The sequence below is a fragment of the Paenibacillus sp. 2RAB27 genome, from assembly GCF_052115445.1.
Taxonomy (GTDB): Bacteria; Bacillota; Bacilli; order Paenibacillales; family NBRC-103111; genus Paenibacillus_E.
On record NZ_JBFRGR010000011.1, the window covers coordinates 91,182 to 109,547 of the forward strand.

Here is an 18,366-nt window from a genome sequence, read left to right on the forward strand (position 1 = left end):
CGATGTAACGGAGAGTGAGCTCCTGGACACGATCACAGTCTACGATATTGCTAGGGAAGCGAACGTTTCCGTCGCGACGGTTTCCCGGGTTCTCAATGATACGGCACCTGTACGAGCTTCCACGAGGGAGAAAATTATAGCGATTATTGAAAAATATAAGTTTCAACCCAACGCCCTGGCACGCAGTCTGGTTAATAAGAAAACCGGCATGATCGGTGTTTTGTTTCCGGATAGCAGTAATATGTTTTTCCCAGAGGTGTTCGGAGGGGCTGAGCGAGCTGCACAGAAACTGGGGTACACCCTTTTTTTATGCAATACCTTCAGCGATTATAGCAGAGAATCCGAGTATTTAAATTTACTATGTGAACGGCAAGTGGATGGACTCATTCTCATGGGTGGCCGTATTAATGACCGGCATTGTCCAGATTCACTCGTGCAGGAAGTGGTGGATATTCAGAGGAAAATCCCCATCGTTATGATTAATGGCTCACTGCCAGGACATCCATGTCATCGCGTAAAAACAGACGAATATTTAGGCACAAAGCTAATTGTTCAGCATTTGATTGATCAAGGCCATCGGCAGATCGGTTTCTTAGGCGGAAGCGCAGCTACGACAACCACGATGGAGAAGTTGCAAGCTTACCGGCGTACGCTAGAGGCGAATCATCTATCTTACCGCAAGGAATGGGTACGCATGGGGAGTTTCTCTATGTCCTGCGGTCGACAACTAATGGAAGCATTCCTTGCCATGTCCAATCGCCCTACAGCTATTTTATGTATTAATGATTATGTGGCCATAGGTGCTATGAAAGCAGTCCTGTCGCGCGGGATACGGATTCCTGAAGATATCGCGATTGCTGGTTTTGATGATACGCAATTGTCCTCAGCGATGAATCCAGAACTTACGACGGTTTCGCAGCAAAGTGAACAACTCGGCAAGCAGGCGATGTTGATTTTATCCAAATTGATTCAGAAAGAAAAAGTGACGAAACTGACGGTGTTAGAGCCTAATCTCATCATTAGGCAGAGTACACAATGAGAACAATTCGGTCACGGGATCCGTATTCATAATGTAAATGTACGCCTGAACATCACAATTATTATTTATTTTGAAGATAGTTACTCAAAATTGTTGAGAAATCTATAATTATGAATTAACATACAGGAAGTAGTTCATAAGTAGAGTCAATTAACGCTATATGTTCAATTACGAGATATATGAAGTGCTGTTCATTTTTAGTTGGATCTGAAATAAAGGGAAGCAACGGTGGAAGCCCTTCTCATGAAGGGCTTTTGTTATGATTTGAGCATTTAGGAAGGCCATTTTACTTCATAGGAGCGTCTACAGGACCATGATAAAGAAAGAAATCGCACATATTCGCAAGCATTTTAAATTGGATAACGAAATGCTTAAAATTCACGATATTTTAAACGTGTATATCATGAAGGAAACCAACGAGATCTACCATTTTGAGCGCCAACCGTTCGCCTTAGTCGACAGGGAGAAGCAGGAACTATATATGCTTAATTTCAAAAAACTGCTGACCGGCGAATTAGATCAGAAGATGTATGAGTTAAAGTTTCAGGACGAAGCGGAACAGCCTACACAGGTGCTTCTGCATCAAGGTTTGGTGACCGGTAATGCGGAAGAATGGCAAGATCTGATGCTTTTGTTGGTGGAGAAAATGTTGGTTGATACCGTATACGAGCAAGATACTGTGTGTACTTTCGTTCGAGGGCAATATTCACGGCCGACCAAGAGTAGGAACGAAGATGCCATGGAGAGCGAGAAGAACGAGATGTTCGCGAATCTATTCATTCTGTGCAGTGTGAATTCTACGGAACAACAAAAGAAAACGCTCATGTTCGACTATGTGGAGAGGGAATATAAGTATAATGTCTTCGTAGATCCGATCATCAAATTGAACACGCCGGAGCAAGGTTTTTTCTATCCTAGTGTGACGGACAACTACTCCGACGTGAATCGCATTCTGTATTGCTCGGGCAGAGCGCATGAACCGAATTGGCAATACATCGAGCAAGTCTTAAATGCCGAGAAGACCGTGACAGCATTAGAAGAGAGAGCCATTTTTGAAGATATCGTGAATGAATTGGCAGGGGATCAGCTTGATGCCGCTACGATTGCTCATGTGTACGAGGAAATTCATCGAGTCATCGAATCCAACGAGGAGGAAGAGCCTCCAAAGCTGGATTATAAAGATGTGGAACGCATGCTGTCGGCGAGTGGCGTGGAGAATGTGACGACAGAAAAGGTGGAACGAGCCTTCCAAAACGTTGTCGACGACAAAAACTATGAAATCAAAGCGAGCAGCGTCATGCCGAAGTTCACTTCAAAATCGATTAAGATTGATACGAAGATCGCCACGATTACAGTCAGTCCACAAGATTTAAAATACGTGAAACAGGTGAATTATCACGGAAAACGATGTATTTTGATCGAGGTTGATGAAGACGTCATTATCGAAGGATTTACGCTTAATACGGAGGATTTGTAGAGAAAATTCTGAAATTAAAAAAACGGAGCGCCGCGGGTATGCGGGCTCCGTTTTTTTAATTAACCATGATTTACAGCCCTATTGAGTAACCACACGCAAGTTTTGCTCCGCTTCCTTGATACGAACTAAGTTCTTGCGATTGTTGAGGAGCAGAGATTGCAAGGTTGCGGACAACTCTTCGAGTGTCGCCGATGCTTCCTCAGAGATCGCCGCCAAGTTGTTCGTGGAATCGCTGATTGTGACGGACGAGTTGCTGATTCRATCCATGAGCTCGCCATAACTCATAGAAAGCACCTTAAGCATCGTGACGGAATCGGTGATGGACTCGAACGCTTGTTTCGTTTGGCCTGTAATCTCCGTGCTCTGCTGCATACGCAGAGAGACTTGATCCATTCGGGAGCGAGTTTGGCTAGACAGTGTTGTGAATTCCTGTAACTGCTCGGAAATGCGAATGGCAGATTTGGCTGTCATATCGGCCAGCTTACGGATTTCATTCGCGACGACGGCAAAGCCTTTGCCATGTTCGCCGGCTCTTGCCGCCTCAATGCTGGCATTGAGCGAGAGGAGGTTCGTTTGATTCGCGATATCCTGAATCGTGTGACTGAATTGGCTTGTTTCATCTAAACGCGCGATCAGGGAAGTTGTGTCATGAGAAACAGCCTCAATATCTTTGGTGAAAGCTAAGAAAGTATCCGAAAGCTGCTCCATACGGCCGAGACCTTGGTCGGAGAGTGTAGCTGCTTCGGATGTTTTTCCGTGCAAGTTGTAGATTGAGTCGGACATCTCTTTAATCAGCTCATTCATGTGATTCACGGACTCCGTAATCGATAGTGTTGAATCGACTTGATCACCTGCGCCTGTTGCAATATCCTGGAAGGCGTTGTTCATTTCATCAAAGGAAGAGCTATCTTCCTCGGCTGATTGTGTGATGGAACGCAGATGCTCCGTGACCAGCGTAACTTGCTTAGTGGCGATTTCTCGTTGTTCCTGCTGAAGGGCAAGGAACTGCTCCGCTTGCGTCCGGGCTTCTTCCATACTTTTGTGCATATAGCCAGTAACCTTCAAAACGGCGAACATCAGAACGCTAATTAAGAAAAAATAAATGAGATAGGTAGGAGCTGTTTGCGGATCGATTTGCAGCGCATCTTTTTGGCCGACGAATTGGTAGAGGACCAGAGCAAGTCCCCATACAGCAGAGATGAGCCAAGGCAGCATTTTCATGAAAATAAGCGCCATGATCATCATATAATAGACGGAAAAGATGTTGGTGACATCCGATTTTCCAATCAGCTGCACGGTAGTTGAAATGCCGCTGGTAATGACCGCGAAATAACATAAATAATGAATAAACTTCTTGGTGAAGTGCAAGTAGGCAAACGTCAACCAAATGATTGTTTCAAATATGAGCGTAAACGTAAGACTAAAGTCCATCTCTCCCGCGCCTAAGGTAAGCACACTCATATAAATGAGTAAAGCGGTAGCAGAAATGGCAAGGAAAACAATAAAGTTCCGGCGAATAACGTCTTGGTCACGAAGAGAAAGATGTGATTCTTGCTTTAAATCTTGTTTGTTGAACATGCTTGAAATAGTCATCTTCATCCCCCATTTTGAATGCCGATCATTGTCGGTCTGCTCTAGATGGGGGAATTCTGCACAGCTTGGAGGAACTCCTTTTAAAATGATGCTTAACATGCATTGATTGGCGGAATTCCACGATTGTAATTCAATTTTTTGGAAGATCAAGCATCCATCTTGGTTTCGGAAATGAAACATGGACCGGACTAAATTTGGGGGTATTGGTGTCGTCGCTTAACTGTCCAAAATTATTATCTCCCCATGCCCAAAGTGTTCCATCTTGCCGAATGGCCGTATTGAAGCCAAAGCCTGAACTAATCGCGGTGATGTGGTCCAACCCCTTAACTTGCACAGGTGTGGTAATCTGTTCAAAATCATGGCTTCCATTCATAGTAAGATATCCCCACTCCCAGACCGTCGCATCTTTTTTAAGTGCAAGACTATGTGTATTTCCGGATGTTAGCGAAATAATATCAGTTAGCCCTGGCACCTGTACGGCTTCTATCGGTTCAGCATCCCCGAGTTTGCCTATCAGTTGACCATAATGGTTTTCGCCCCATGCCATGACGGTGCCATCTTTTTTCAAAGCTAGCAGATGTCTTGTATTCGTTCCTTTTCCTAGTTCAACAATGTCAGATAAACCCGGAACTTGTTTTGTTTTAATGTTATAGGATGTATTTTCATTGATCTGTAAATTCCAATTTGCAGATAAATTGTAGGTATAATCATCGAATCCAGTGGAACTAAATACAGTCCCGTCTTCTTGTAAGGCAATAACCTGATCTTTAAAAAGGGTAATATCTTTTACTTTTTTCAGCGCAGGAATCGGCACAGGGGCTTTTTCTTCTCTTTTCTCCAGACTGTGTTTGGAATTCCACACCCAAACAGTCCCCTCTTTATCCAAAGCTGCGTTTAATTGCTGAGCATTTTCAGCTACTTTAACAATATTTTTTAATTGTGGAATTTGAACCGGAGAAGTGACAGGAAAGTACCAGGTTGTATCCTCAGGTGAATTATATTGATAAGACCATTCCCACACCGTCCCATCTTCTCGAGCAGCCAACCCTCGGCCATTGAAAGCAAAGTCAGAAACATTTTCTAAGCCCTTTACTCTAGTTGGGACGCGTTTACCGATTATCCAGACATGTCCCTCATCATCGAGAAGGCTATACGATTCCAAACCTGCTGACACCTTTACCGGTTGTGGTGAAGCAGAGGAAGAGTCCGCGGCAGCTTGTGCGGAAGAAAAAATAATAGGACTTGTATTCAGGAGTCCTACAGCAGTAAAAGCTAGCAAAAGCTTCTTAAGATGCAAAGTATGAAAGCTCGTTTTCATTGTTCATCCTCATTTCTTTGGTATAAATGGATAATAATTGAAATCAAAACATTATACTGTAAAATATAGGAAAAGTTTCGGTTTGATGTTGAAACGGATGGGAAATGCCTAGTCTGAGTCTAATCAGAACTAGGCATTTTTTAAAAATAATTGAAAGTAACCCGGTCGCTCATCGCACGCTCACGCACAAATATTGTGCGCTAGTGAAGTATCCTGTCGGTCATCGTGCGCTAGAGCACAAATATTGTGCGCAAGAGAAGTATCCCGTCGGTCATCGCACGCTAGCGCACAAATATTGTGCGCTAGTGAAGTAACACGGTCGCTCATCGTACGCTAGCGCACAAATATTGTGCGCAAGAGAAGTATCCCGTCGATCAACGCACGCTAGCGCACAAATATTGTGCGCAAGAGAAGTATCCTGGTCAGTCATCGCACGCTAGCGCACAAATATTGTGCGCTAGTGAAGTATCCTGGTCAGTCAACGCACGCTAGCGCACAAATATTGTGCGCAAGAGAAGTATCCTGGTCAGGCATCGCACGCTAGCGCACAAATATCAAAATGGCGGCGCATGCCGCCTTTTCTTATTTACTTGAGGACTTCTCGTGCAAAATCATCAAAAAGTCTTATAGAAATTGCTCATATAAGCTGAGGGAGATGCCCCTACTACTTTTTTAAACACTCGGCTGAAATAATAAGGATTCTTATATCCTAGTTTCTCACTAATCTCAGATACATTGAGAGATGTGTTTCGCATCCAATCCATCGCTTTGTTTATTCTTAATTTCGTATGCGTTTCAATTATGCTAAGCCCTGTTTGTGTTTTAAAAGTTGCGGATATGTAACTATAGTTTAAATTCAAATGGTTGCTTAGTTTCTCAGAATCAAAGTCCTCGTCTGTATGCTGCTTCAGAAAAGTCATCACCCGCCCAGCAACAGTTTCCCCTTTTCCTGAGTTTCTTGTTGAATTGCTCTGTTCTTTCATCGATTGATGAAGCTGTATAAACAACTGATACACGTGAATGCTGAGTTGAACCATACCATGTTCGGTTGGCTTACCAAAGTCCTCCACTAGCCTATGTAATTTATTTTCTAGAGTTCGATGGAAAGGTGAAGTTCCATGCTTTGGCATTGGGAATCTGTAGGCATAATGATCCGGATAAAAGAAATCGATTTCGGGTAAGGGGGCGTGCTCTTTATAGGAAGCGCAGTCATATTCAGGTGAATTAAAATGCACCCAGAACCAAGATGTTCCTGGTAATGTTTCAGGGCGTCCCCAATGATGAAGCCCTTTTTTTAAAAATAGATGCTCCTTCTCCTGAATGATATATTCCGTGTTCCCCTCAACGACCTGCATGCGGCCATTCGTAACAAATACAAAAACATCGAAGTCCAATATGCGATCGTGATGTGTATAAACTGTATCTACTTGATTCCAGCCGATATCTCGTACCATGGGGAACCGGTCACCTGTTAAATAAACGAACGAATCGATCTTGCAGACCTCCTTTCGTATACCGATACTATTTTATCCCAAAAAAAGTATATGTAATTAGATGATTTGTGTATTTCTATCAATGATAGCAAAGTTCTATAATTATTAAAAACACAAAATAATGGAGGTATTCAGTTGGAATCAACTAGTATGGAAGACTATCAGGCAGGTCAGGTAAAATTGTCAGCAGGACCTCTTACAGCACGCTATGAGCTCAATAAAAAGTATGTAGTAAGCTTAACAAATGAAAATTTACTTCGTAATTTCTATTTGGAAGCTGGATTATGGAGTTACAGTGGAAATGGCGGAACTACTAGTGCAACCACGACGAGTATGGATGGCCCAGAACATTGGCATTGGGGATGGGAATCTCCAACTTGTGAGTTGCGTGGTCACATGATGGGGCATTGGTTATCTGCAGCAGCTCGCATATATGCACAAACGGAAGATAGGTTAGTTAAGGCAAAAGCGGACTTCATTGTCCAAGAGTTGGCTCGCTGTCAGGAAGCGAATGGTGGAGAATGGCTTGCCGCTTTTCCAGAGACCTACATGACTAGAATTGCCAAAGGAAAATATGTATGGGCACCGCATTATACGATTCACAAGCTTTTGATGGGTTTATACGATATGTATAAGATTGGTCAAAATAAACAGGCACTCGAACTTATGCGTGGCTTAGCTTCCTGGTTCTACCGCTGGACTGGACAGTTTAGCCGAGAACAAATGGATGATTTACTTGATTTAGAAACAGGCGGGATGTTGGAAGTATGGGCAGATCTGTATGGTGTAACTCGCGATGATACACATCTTGCATTAATCCATCGGTACGATCGCCGTCGTTTTTTTGACGCTTTATTGACGGGACAAGATGTGTTGACGAATAAGCATGCGAATACGCAGATTCCTGAAATTTTGGGAGCCGCTAGAGCGTGGGAGGTAACGGGCGAAGTGCGATTTAGAGAAGTCGTAGAAGCGTTCTGGAAGTGTGCGGTTACCGATAGAGGGTACTATTGTACGGGTGCTGGAGATGATGGTGAATTATGGGTTCCCGCCGGTCAATTTGCTGAGAGAATGGGCGTAGGACAGGAGCACTGTGTGAATTACAATATGATGCGACTAGCTCACGTACTGCTCAGATGGACGGGAGAACCACAATACGCCGACTACTGGGAGAGAAGGTTTTATAACGGAGTCCTTGCTCATCAGCATGGAGAGACAGGCATGATCTCGTATTTTCTAGGAATCGGCGCAGGGAGTCATAAGAAGTGGGGATCAGCTACGCAGCACTTTTGGTGCTGCCATGGTACGCTAGTTCAAGCGAATGCCTCTTATGAGCAGCAGATTTTCATGGAGGAGAAGGATGGCGTAGTTGTGTGCCAGTGGATTCCAGCTGAAGTTAATTTGAAGATAGATGATACTACAATTAACATTAGTCTTAAGCAAGATGGGCAACATGGTGTTCATCCATTGAATAATTGGAATGTTACAGGCATGACGACGATAACGAAAATTGATATGCCGCCAATTCCTGTACATCGACCTGATCGATTTACGTATCGTTTGACAATTACTTGTGACAAGGATGCTGAATTTACATTAAAACTTAGAGTACCGAGTTGGGTGAAAGACGAGCCGACCATGTATGTGAATGGCGTCCTACTTGCTGATGCTGGTAAACCTCAATCACTCATTGAAATTCGTAAAACGTGGAGCAACGGGGACAACGTGCAAATTGAATTTCCTAAGTCTTTGACATCGGAGCCACTTTCTGGGTCAGAGGAGATGGTTGCTTTTATGGACGGGCCAATTGTATTGGCGGGGTTGATTGAACGTGAACACAGATTGATTGGCAACCCTACATTGCCAGACACCATGCTCATTGCGGATAGTGAGAGGAACCACAGTTGGTGGAATGTGGGCTATTATCGAACGAAGGGACAGGATAGGGGGATACGTTTTATTCCTCTCTATGAAATTAAGGATGAAGTGTACACGATTTATTTTCCTGTTAATCAGATAAAAGAGTAAGTTAGCGAGAGTTCATTTCATGGATGGCACGATGGATCGTTGCTAATGTAAAAATGAGGGTGCGCAGGCTGCAACTAGAGGTTAAAACAACGAAGTGAATAAATGATTGAAGGATGCTATTCCCCTCCAGCCTGATTGGTTGGAAGGGGTTTCTTTGTTCATTCATTGCCTTCATTCTTCTAAATGTGCATGATTCTCCTAATTGAGTATTGACTTGTCTATCCGACTCGTTGTACTTTGTACGAATAAAGGGGATGTTGACATGAGGAAGAAGTGGAGAAATCGCCTTGTATTTGCTTATCTGCCAGTTTTCATTCTCGTTATTATAGTGTTGCTATGGATATTTTTCGTCACCATGAGTGAATTGTCCAAGCAGCAAGCGCTGAAGGCGAACGAGATCTATGCAGAAAATACCATGCAATACATCGATTCCAAGCTGCGAACTGTCGAACAATATATCGTGCAGACATTTCTCGATGACCAATCTGTCATCGATTTTTACAGTACATCTCCGTTTTCTCAGAACCGATATCTTAACGACCGTGACGTATATAAGAAATTAATTTTGCTGCGAGACAGCTTCAGCGAGATCGAATCGGTGTATTTGTATCGTACACGTGACCAAATCGTCTTAAGTGACACGTCGATGATGGGGCTCGATCAATTTTCCAATAGCCAATATTTGAATACGCTAATTGCCGCCCCCCCTGCTAATCGCTGGAGTATAAGTCGTCAGTATATCGACAACGCCGGAGTGACAACGCCCGTCGTATCTCTAGTCATGCGGATGCCGTTGCCGTTGGGAACAGAGGGGGTTCTTGTTGCAAATATAAAATTACATACGATCGCTAAGCTCGTCAACAATGTGTCCAGTTCTAAATTCAGTTATCTTCACCTACTTGATGCCAATGGAGATTATATCATCGGTGACGACGCGATAGACGGAGGAGCTAGCCTAGATCGGGAAGATTTTACCGTTATGAAATCGGAGTACACAGGTTGGACGATTAGAAGCGGATTTATCGACGGCGTATTTTTTCGCTTTCTCTCGAACCTCAATGCCTTCTGGCTGGTGATCGGCATCATCACGGTTCTTGCGGGTGCACTATGGATTATATACGCTAGTCGGCAGAACTATAAGCCGATTCAGTCTCTTCTGGAGCGGCTCTCATCCGTTCCGCTGCAGAGACCCAATATACTAGGACAAGTCAAGTTTGATGAATTCAAAATTATTGACAATCTACTTGATCATCTGCTCGAGCAATTCGGCAAGTATCGGCTAGAGAACGACGAGAATTTTAGCTACCGTCGGCGATATCTGTTCGAAGAATTGCTGACCGGGACGCAGCTTCAGCTGGAAGGGTGGGAAAAGGAGTTATCTCGTTTCGGATTTCATGAGACATACGATCAATATGTGGTGGCCATTATCGAGATCGACAAGTATTCGAATTTCACCTCAACTTACAATAATAAGGATCAATATTTGATTAAATTTATTATTGATAACGTTGTTCAAGAACTGAACCAGAATGAGGGTATTCTGATCTGTCCAGAATGGATTGAAAAGCATCGATTGTGCGTTGTCTGTCAACTGCCGAATGAGATTGCAGCAGGTGATCCGTTTCGAGAGATTATGCGCAAAACAGTGGATTGGATCCACGAAAATGTAGCGATTACGATCACCTGTGGACTTGGAACGAAAGTGTCAGGCATTCATGGGGTATCTAGTTCCTATGAAGAAGCGTTAGAAGCACTCAGCTATAAGACCACGGTCGGAGTCAGCAGCGTTATTGAATTCAAGGATATCACTAACAAGTCGGGCGAAGAAATATTCCGATCCCTTCCATATATTCGTGAATTGGTCCATTTCTACAGGCTCGGTGAAGCCGAATGGGAACGCCATTATAACGCCCTGTTTGTGGAAATTCGCTTACAGTTATTTTCACGGGAACAAGTTGTCAATCTGATGAATTATTTATTATTTCACTTTTACAAGGAAATGTCGGGGTTATCCGCAGATTATCTGGAATGTTGGCGAGAATATGCCATGAATCCAATTAACGAATGGATTGTGTCTTTCGACACGGTGGATGAATTGGAGGAAGAATTACATCGTATTCTGGAGGATGCCTGCAGGAGGCTGGATAACCTTCGCGCGCAGCGAAGTCAGCATGATCTGATTGACCAAGTGAAAGTGTATATCGAAAACGAGTATAACAATCCAGATTTCTCACTCGTCATGCTGAGTGAGAAATTTAAGTTGACACCGAATTATTTAAGCCGCTTGTTTAAAGAAGAATTCGGTGAGAAATTCATTGATTATTTGGCTGGCCTACGAATCGAACAGTCTAAATATTTGCTGGTCACAACATCTATTACGATCCAGGAAATCGCAGTGAAGGTCGGGTATACACATACCTTTTCGTTTATTCGTGTATTTAAGAAACTCGTGAGCCGGACACCTGGCGAATACCGCAAAGAGTTCCAACAATTATAATCAGGAAGTATCGAAAACGATCGATTCAGGGAAAGATCAACAAAGTCCCTGAATGGGTCGTTTTTTGTTTAGCCGACAAGCCGTTTGTCCCCAATAGTGCAGGGTATTGTGGAAACAGAGTCTTGTGTGAAAACTGTGCATGGCATGCCACAAAGCGTGGGGCATGCCGTTTAAACCCTGAACTCCTGCTGATTATTGAAGTAGTGCATCGCGTCTAAATGTGTGAATTGCCTTGCTAAGGGACTTCCGTGTAGTGTTGAGTTGTGAACGGAATAGCAACGATCACAACCAAGCGATACACGCTCGGCAGGGCGACATAGGAGGTAAAGTCACATGCAAGTATCTTCGCAGCACACAGCTTTGGACATGGATAAATCAGTTCGAACCAGAGATATTAAAAAGCGTGGCAGCAAATATCTGAAGCAAAATATTCCGCTGTATATCATGCTGACTCCAGCCATTATTTGTTTTCTCCTATTCAAGTATGCGCCGATGGGCGGGATCGTCCTTGCATTCAAGGATTATAACTTTTGGGATGGAATCTGGGGGAGTCCATGGGTTGGATTAAAGCATTTTGATTATTTGTTTAATAATCCACTTGGATGGAAGATCATCCGCAATACATTCATGCTGAGCTTATTAAGCTTTATTGGGTTTCCATTTCCGATATTGGTTGCTCTGCTGCTGAATGAGGTTCGAAAAATGTGGTTCAAGAAAATCGTACAAACACTGTTGTATTTGCCCCATTTCCTTTCCTGGGTTATTGTCGGCGGCATCTTTATCACCTTGTTTTCTCAGGATTCCGGGATGGTGAACGACATACTGGAAAAGCTGGGCGTTGAACGGTATGCCTTCCTTTATCAACCGTTTTCATGGATTGCCGTTTTTTTGAGTGCAGGTATTTGGAAAGAGGCTGGCTTTTCGGCGATCATTTATTTAGCGGCGCTTACGACGATCGATCCGAGCTTGTACGAGTCGACTGCAATGGACGGCGCTGGCAAATGGCGGCAGATGTGGCATGTGTCACTTCCTGGCATTCGACCTACGATTATTTTGATGCTAATCCTTGGTGTAGGACGTGTCATGGAGGTTGGTTTCGATCACATCTATGTGATGCAGAATCGGGTTGTCGCCGATATTTCGGAAGTCATCAGTACGTATACATTCAAGACGGGAATTCAGGGGGGCGAATTCGGCGTTCCGGCTGCAATGGGGTTATTTGAATCATTAGTTGGCTTCACACTTGTGTTAACAGCAAACCGTATTGCCCGTAAATTCAACCAGAGCCTATGGTAATCGGGCTTGAAAGGAAGTGAGAACGTGAGAGAAAATTACGCAGGGAAATGGTTTAATGCTTCTGTTCATACAATTCTGCTGCTGGCTGCCGTCAGCTGCCTTATTCCGCTAATTAATATTATCGCTGTCTCGTTCAGCGACTCAGCGGCCATCGATTCCGGTTTCGTCTGGCTTTGGCCGATTCATTTTAATGTGGAATCTTATAAAACCCTATTTATCGGTTCAAGAGTCATTCCCTCTTTTCTGAACAGCTTGAACATCACGATAGTAGGAACGGGGTTGAGCTTGCTCTGCACGACTCTTGCCGCTTATGCGTTGTCTCGTACATACTGCTTTGGGCGCAAATTTATTACGCTGGCCATGGTGTTTACGATGATGTTCAGCGGTGGGCTGATTCCCTTCTTTCTTCTGATGAAAAGCCTTGGCCTCATTAATACTTACTGGTCCCTATGGCTCCCTGGGTTGGTTGGCGCCTATAATCTGCTGCTCATGCGTACCTATTTCGAAGGTATTCCTGCAGAGATTGAGGAGTCTGCACGCATCGATGGTTGTGGGGAATGGCGGCTTCTTGTACAAATATTTCTTCCGTTATCATTACCTGTTATCGCGACGGTTTGTCTATTTTTAGCGGTTGGTTACTGGAACTCCTTCCTGAGCGTCCTCATATTCATCAATGATGCGGAAAAGATGAATTTGACCGTATTCGTTCAGCAGATGGTGCAGAGTCAGAGCATGCTGATGCAGACGATCGCCTTGCAGCCGGAAGATTTGGAGAATATGTCACCTGAGGCTGTGAAAGCTGGGGGCATTGCGATCATGACACTGCCCATGCTGATTGTATATCCGATTCTGCAAAAGTATTTTGTAAAGGGTGTGATGCTTGGCGCTATCAAAGGATAAGTCGTAAAATGGCGATAGGATGAACGGATTCGAATTCAGTCTATAAATACAAAAGGGGATGAACGAAGTGGAAGTCAAAATGAAGAAAAGTACGTTAACAGCAGTGGTGACTTTGTTGGCGGCAGGGACGGTACTAGCGGCTTGTAGCAAACCAAAAGAAGAGGGTAGTGGAGCTTCCGTCTCACCAACAAAAGCGGGATCATCGTCAACAGCACCGGAGAAACGGGGCAAGATCAAAATGTCCCTCTACGACCGTGGCAACACACCACCAGCGGAAGGATCAATTACGAACAATCGCTGGACGAAATGGATTAACGAAAACGGGCCAGCGGATGTTGAATTTGTTGCCATTCCGAGGTTTGAATCGAAGCAGAAATTTAATACGTTGTTTGCTTCCGGAGAAGCTCCCGACGTGATCAACGAGTTTGAAACGGGCTATCGGGATCAACTGTATACCCAGAAGCAGCTGCTGCCGCTGGATGATCTGGTCAAACAATATGCGCCGAATTACAGCAAGATGCTGGAAAAGTATCCCATTCTGCGCAAGATCGGTACAAAGCCTGATGGTAAATTGTACGAAATTGGGCGAGTTATTCCTAGCACCGTACAAATAGCTGTATTCATCCGCACCGACTGGCTAAAAAAGCTCTCGCTGCCCATACCACAAACGCCGGACGATCTGCTTAAAGTAGCGAAAGCGTTCACCGAACAAGACCCGGACGGCAATGGGAAGAAGGACACGTACGGCTATTCACTCGCTTATTTAGGGGATGAAGCTATTGATGCTATGCATGGCAATTCGATGTTCATTAAAGATGACAAGCTGGTCGAAGAGGATGCGAGAATGAAAGCGGCCGTTTCCTTCAAGAAACGACTGTTTGACGAAGGTGTTGTTGATCGTGATTATTTGACGGATAAGAACGGCGAGAAAGCGAAGAAAGACTTTTTATCTGGCAAGCTGGGAATCTATGTGGCTGATAACGCGAACGTTGATTTACTAACGACGCTCCGCAGCACAAATAAAGAAGCAACGATATCCCCCATGCTGATGCCTAAGACAGAGTTTGGACAATACACGATCAGAATGTTAAATCCGCTTCAGATGACAACGGTTGTTTATGCGGGCTCAAAGGACCCGGTCTCCGCAGTGAAAGAGATTGATTTCATGCTAGCTGAAACGACATGGAAATTGCTCAAATTCGGCACGGAAAACGTTCATTGGAAAAATGATGAGCTCGGATGCCCGAGAGCGACTAATCCGGATTTACGTAAAATTGAAATAGGCTACAACACCGATATGTATATGACAGCGACAACGATTGATTCCAAAGAGATATGTAACGTTCCAGTTCTTGATAAGAATATTCCAAATGCTGAGGAATGGGCTGGAATCAGAAAAGAAACACGTGATCTGTACGAAAACCCCACAGTGCCGCTGTACACGTTAACACATGGTGAGCATATGCCTACACTTCCAGCTGATTTGTTAAAAATCAACAATGATTGGACCCAGCAAAGCAAGGATCTTATTGCCAAGACAGTAGTAAGTGGGAACGGCTATTCCGTTGATCAAGCGATGAATGATCTTAAGAGTTTGAAGCAGAAGATTGGACAAAATCAGACTTTCGATTGGTACGCGAAGTGGTATGAGCAGAATAAAAAGAATGCTTTCTTTACTAAGGACATTTACCAGTTCCTAGCTAAAAAATAATAAGGTGAGATGGAAATGGATTTCATTAGATTGTCCGACGATGCGGAGTTTCTGGCAAGGAATGCGATAGTTAGCCTTGAAGAAAGAAGCTCCTATTTGCTCGATAAGCAAATTCAGAGGGATTTGTCCAAGGATCTATATGGAGGTATGGCCGTTGCGAACCTGAGTAAAGCCATGTATATGGAGGAAAGTAATCAGAGTTTGGTGAGATCATCTGAGTGGTTTGAGCATCCCCATCCTTATGGCCGCGATCCGCAAGGAGAATCGGATTTTACGGCCATAAAGCTGATACGTGCCCTTTACCAGTTTGAACCAATTGGACTTTTGCAGGAGTTGACTACCAACTCCATACGAAATTTTTATCTGAATCATGGTTTTGAAAGCAAGTACAAGTCAGAGAATCATATGTTGCTTTTTCATACTTCCCGGTATCTGGCTGCACAGAAATATCCGAAAGAGTGCTTTAAGGCGTATGGAAAGAAAGGAAAGGAGCTTCTGGAGGAGGAAGGAAACATTCTCCGGGAATACCTTGTTTTTCGCGCCAAGCGGGGCTGGGCAGAGTTTGATTCCTCCAGCTATCTACCAGAGGTCGTGGAGTGTCTGCTGTGTCTCTATGATTTTGCTTGCGATTCGGAACTGGTTAAACTTGCAGAGATGATGCTGGATTTGCTAATGCTGGACATGGTATGCGATAGCCTCGACGGTATGTACGGAGGGGCCCATGGCCGCATCTATGCTCCTGTTGCGTTGGATCATGCCCGAAGCGGTACCTTTCCTCTCTACTATCTGTATTTCGGGCATGGCTATAGGGAGGAGATCCAGGGTCCCTGTCTCATTGCTGCCATTTGTTCGGGCTATCAGCCCCATCAACAGATTTACGAGATTGCACTAGGGAGAACGCAGCCCTATGTTCACGAGGAAAGCAAGCATTTACACTGCATAACTTTTGAAACTCCTCACAAAAAGCTGCCGCAGGAGGAGGGAAGCATCAATAAATATACCTATTACACGCCCCGGTATATCATGGGAGCTGTGAATTTCCAAGATTCATACCGTCTAGGTAGTGAAGCGGGTTGGTATGCCCATCATCAGCAGCACCAATGGGATCTGAGCCTTGTGGAGGAGACCAATTTGAAAATATTCAGTCATCATCCTGGGCATCATGGCACGGAGGGAAGCGAGCATGGCTACTGGACGGGAGATTTGGGTTGTGGTTGCGGGCACTTTTTTGGCGAAAAAAATGTGGTGATGGCAATGTATCAGATCCCTCAGGAGCAAGCGCTGCATTGGATTCATGTCCATGTTCCGAGGGATGCCTTCGATGAGGTGAAGGAAGAGGGGAATTACCTTTTTCTAAGAAAGTCCTGGGTTTATATCTCTTTATTTATCCATAATGGGTATAACTGGACAGAAGATGGAGACTTTGCCAGAAGGGAAATTAGAAGTAAGGGTAGGTGCAATGCGGTCATTTGCGAAGTGGGAGATAACATGAACTTCCCGGATTTTGCAACGTTTCGCAGGACGATTTTACAGAACCGTGTTGCATTTGACCCTGTAAATATGCAGTTATCGTACCATTCCTCCTCGGAGGGGGAACTATCGATGGACAAATCTAAGCGAACCATAAATGGAGAAAAGGTGATCTTTCCTTATCCTACCTATAACGGGCCCTATATGTTTTCAGCTTTTAACAGTGGAATTGTTGAAGTAAAGTCTAACCGAAAAAAGGTAACCTACGATTTTAATCAGATAACAGTAAGGCAAGAGTAAACGGGGGTGTGAAAAGTGAATGGAATTCTGGAAAAAGTAGCACGAACAACCATGGGGATGGATTTTAATGTAGACAAGAAAGGCGATTGGGACTGGGGAGCAGGTGTCGCTTTATACGGATTGCGGAAAGTGTATGAGACAACCGGAAGCCAGGAGATTTATAACTTTATCAAAACGTTTATCGACTCTAACATGGCGAACAGCCAGAAGATTTCGTATAACATCAATACTACCGCACCGCTGCTCTCGGTTTTGCTGCTCTATCGAGAAACGGAAGAACTTCATTATCTTGATTTTGCCGAAAAATTTGCCAGTTGGCTCATGAAGGAAGCTCCACGTTTATCTAATGGAGCTCTTGAGCATACGGTTATTAACGATAAGTTTGCCGGAGAGATGTGGGTAGATACCGTATTTATGGCCGGAGTGTTCTTAACGGAATTGGGACAGATCCTGAATAAAGCAGCTTATATCGAGGAAGGACTGCTGCAGGCAAGGCTTCATATCGAAGCCCTTCAAACCAGGGAAAATGGGCTGCTTTACCATGGATACTGTCTGTCGGGTAATTATCATCTCAGCGGCTGTCTCTGGGCAAGAGGAAACAGCTGGGTAACGATCAGCATACCGGAAATATTCACAACCTTGCGTGGTTATGAAAAGGAAAAAGAATGGTTTTTTGAAAGAATCCACCTACAGGTCGAGGGACTGGCGGCTGTTCAAAATGACAATGGCATGTGGCCTACCATTCTCAATGACGCCTCCTCCTATGAGGAAACCTCTGCGACGGCGGGCTTTGTATATGGAATTAATAAAAGCGTGCGTATGGGCTATTTGGATAAAAAATACTTACACTGCGCGGAGAAAGGGTATAAGGCTGTACTTCGGCATATTTCGGAAGAGGGTACGGTGCAGGATGTTTCGGCAGGAACGGGCATTCAAAAAAGTATTCTGGCGTATAATGCTATTCCCCGTCAGTCTATCATGCCATGGGGACAAGGAATTGCCTTGTTGATGCTATGCCAAGAAGCGCATGAAACAACTTAAGGTCAGGAAGAGTGCATCTATCTCTAGTACGGATGTTCATGCTGGGGATCGACTGTTTTAAAGTGTCATGGTTGAATAACAGGTTCGTCCGACAGCGCAGCGCTACCCACAAGGGTGGCGTTTTTCATATATGTCTTAAAAAAGCGCACTTCCACATTAAATTACAACGGTAGTATCGCGTGAGATTTCTGTTAAAATAGACT

Annotated in this window: 12 protein-coding genes; 9 read left to right on the forward strand and 3 right to left on the reverse strand. The window is 44.2% G+C overall.

Annotated features, from left to right (window positions below; genetic code table 11):
• Positions 1–46 precede the first annotated feature (46 nt).
• The gene (locus AB4114_RS17185; protein ID WP_441989624.1) at positions 47–1,039 is read left to right on the forward strand and encodes a LacI family DNA-binding transcriptional regulator; all 993 of its coding nucleotides are present in this window, start codon (positions 47–49) and stop codon (positions 1,037–1,039) included.
• A gap of 313 nt (positions 1,040–1,352) precedes the next feature.
• On the forward strand, positions 1,353–2,516 hold the full coding sequence (locus tag AB4114_RS17190) for a DUF4317 domain-containing protein (protein ID WP_441989547.1): 1,164 nt from the start codon (positions 1,353–1,355) through the stop codon (positions 2,514–2,516).
• Between the two features lie 78 nt (positions 2,517–2,594).
• Here AB4114_RS17190 and AB4114_RS17195 read toward each other — a convergent pair whose 3' ends face one another.
• From AB4114_RS17195 to AB4114_RS17205, 3 genes are all read right to left on the reverse strand, one after another.
• Positions 2,595–4,109, reverse strand: a complete 1,515-nt coding sequence (locus AB4114_RS17195) for a methyl-accepting chemotaxis protein (RefSeq protein WP_441989548.1) — start codon at positions 4,107–4,109, stop codon at positions 2,595–2,597.
• A gap of 130 nt (positions 4,110–4,239) precedes the next feature.
• Positions 4,240–5,427, reverse strand: a complete 1,188-nt coding sequence (locus tag AB4114_RS17200) for an RCC1 domain-containing protein (protein WP_441989549.1) — start codon at positions 5,425–5,427, stop codon at positions 4,240–4,242.
• A gap of 614 nt (positions 5,428–6,041) precedes the next feature.
• Complete coding sequence (locus AB4114_RS17205; RefSeq protein ID WP_441989550.1) at positions 6,042–6,881, reverse strand: helix-turn-helix domain-containing protein; 840 nt, start codon at positions 6,879–6,881, stop codon at positions 6,042–6,044.
• A 174-nt stretch (positions 6,882–7,055) separates the two neighbouring features.
• On the opposite strand from AB4114_RS17205, the gene AB4114_RS17210 reads away from it, so the two are divergent.
• From AB4114_RS17210 to AB4114_RS17240, 7 genes are all read left to right on the forward strand, one after another.
• The gene (locus tag AB4114_RS17210; protein ID WP_441989551.1) at positions 7,056–8,948 is read left to right on the forward strand and encodes a beta-L-arabinofuranosidase domain-containing protein; all 1,893 of its coding nucleotides are present in this window, start codon (positions 7,056–7,058) and stop codon (positions 8,946–8,948) included.
• A gap of 262 nt (positions 8,949–9,210) precedes the next feature.
• Positions 9,211–11,445, forward strand: coding sequence for a helix-turn-helix domain-containing protein (locus AB4114_RS17215; protein WP_441989552.1), 2,235 nt, complete (start codon positions 9,211–9,213; stop codon positions 11,443–11,445).
• 366 nt (positions 11,446–11,811) lie between these two features.
• Entirely contained in the window at positions 11,812–12,741 is a 930-nt protein-coding gene (locus AB4114_RS17220) for an ABC transporter permease (RefSeq protein ID WP_441989625.1), read from the forward strand.
• A gap of 24 nt (positions 12,742–12,765) precedes the next feature.
• On the forward strand, positions 12,766–13,641 hold the full coding sequence (locus AB4114_RS17225; RefSeq protein ID WP_441989553.1) for a carbohydrate ABC transporter permease: 876 nt from the start codon (positions 12,766–12,768) through the stop codon (positions 13,639–13,641).
• Between the two features lie 67 nt (positions 13,642–13,708).
• On the forward strand, positions 13,709–15,352 hold the full coding sequence (locus tag AB4114_RS17230) for an extracellular solute-binding protein (protein WP_441989554.1): 1,644 nt from the start codon (positions 13,709–13,711) through the stop codon (positions 15,350–15,352).
• 15 nt (positions 15,353–15,367) lie between these two features.
• Positions 15,368–17,122: a hypothetical protein gene (locus AB4114_RS17235; protein ID WP_441989555.1), complete on the forward strand. Its 1,755-nt coding sequence runs from the start codon at positions 15,368–15,370 to the stop codon at positions 17,120–17,122.
• A gap of 15 nt (positions 17,123–17,137) precedes the next feature.
• Positions 17,138–18,163, forward strand: a complete 1,026-nt coding sequence (locus AB4114_RS17240) for a glycoside hydrolase family 88/105 protein (protein ID WP_441989556.1) — start codon at positions 17,138–17,140, stop codon at positions 18,161–18,163.
• Positions 18,164–18,366 lie beyond the last annotated feature (203 nt).

Bases quoted from the DNA above. Each gene is read 5' to 3' on its own strand.
- AB4114_RS17190 (WP_441989547.1), top strand. From the start codon at position 1,353: ATGATAAAGAAAGAAATCGCACATATTCGCAAGCATTTTAAATTGGAT.
- AB4114_RS17200 (WP_441989549.1), bottom strand. From the start codon at position 5,427: ATGAAAACGAGCTTTCATACTTTGCATCTTAAGAAGCTTTTGCTAGCT.
- AB4114_RS17205 (WP_441989550.1), bottom strand. From the start codon at position 6,881: ATGGTACGAGATATCGGCTGGAATCAAGTAGATACAGTTTATACACAT.
- AB4114_RS17215 (WP_441989552.1), top strand. From the start codon at position 9,211: ATGAGGAAGAAGTGGAGAAATCGCCTTGTATTTGCTTATCTGCCAGTT.
- AB4114_RS17220 (WP_441989625.1), top strand. From the start codon at position 11,812: ATGGATAAATCAGTTCGAACCAGAGATATTAAAAAGCGTGGCAGCAAA.
- AB4114_RS17235 (WP_441989555.1), top strand. From the start codon at position 15,368: ATGGATTTCATTAGATTGTCCGACGATGCGGAGTTTCTGGCAAGGAAT.